The following is a 1,048-nucleotide window of genomic DNA, read 5'->3' on the forward strand; positions in this document are numbered from 1 at the left end:
GGATGGTTCTCGCCGACGCGCCCGTCTCTGCCCGCTTCCTCACCCAGGATGACCGGATCGCCATCGCCGACGGCATACACGCCAAGGTCGGGGTGAAGGAGATCGCCGCGTCGATCGGCAAGAGCTTTCAGACGGTCTACCGAGAGATCCAGCGCAACAGCAAGTCCGACGGCCGCTACCAACCCTGGTGGGCCCACAACCAGGCGCTTCTCCGCCGCGGACGTTCCAAGGAAGAGAAGATTCGGGGCCACGAACCGCTCCGTACGGTCGTGCGCGACAAGCTGACCGAGAAGTGGTCACCGCAGCAGATCTCCCGGTTCCTCACCCGCACCTACCCCGATCTGAGCGCCATGCAGGTCTGCGCCGAGAGCATCTACAGGGCCCTCTACGCCGGCCTTCTCGGCTGCAGATCCGGAAAGCTCCGCACCGGCCGCTCCCGCAGGAAGCCGCACCGGCGGGGCGTCGCAATCCCCAACAAGATCAAGAACATGAAGCTCCTCGACCAGCGTCCCGCTGAAGTCACTGAACGTCGGGTCCCCGGACATTGGGAAGGCGACCTCATCATCGGCCAATACGGGGCGCCGGGTGGTGCCACGGCCATCGGCACCCTGGTGGAGAGGGTCACCAAGTTCCTGATCCTGGTGCATCTCCCGGACGGCTACAAGGCCCCGCAACTGCGCGATGCGCTTATCGCGCAGACCCGGCATCTGCCCGAGAGTTGGCGCAAAACCCTGACCTGGGACCAGGGCCGGGAGATGTCGATGCATGAGCAGACCGGCGCCGCGACCGGCTTCGACATCTATTTCTGCGACCCGCATTCCCCCTGGCAGCGGGGCCTCAACGAGAACACCAACGGACTGATCCGCCAGTACTTCCCCAAACACACCGACCTGTCGACCCATACCGCCCAAGACCTGCAGACAGTCGCCGCCCAACTCAACCAGCGACCCCGCCTCGCCCTCGGAGATAGAACACCAGCCGAAGCCATGAGAGCATTGCTAACCAACGGCTCTACCAGCTAGTTCGCGACCAGTGTTAGAAACCACCC

Annotated in this window: 1 protein-coding gene; it reads left to right on the forward strand. The window is 64.2% G+C overall.

Annotated elements, in window-relative coordinates; genetic code table 11:
• A partial coding sequence (locus ACWD0F_RS52150; protein ID WP_449890611.1) for an IS30 family transposase occupies window positions 1-1,022 on the forward strand: 1,022 nt, incomplete at its 5' end.
• Window positions 1,023-1,048 lie beyond the last annotated feature (26 nt).

The sequence above is a fragment of the Nonomuraea sp. NPDC002799 genome, from assembly GCF_053592075.1.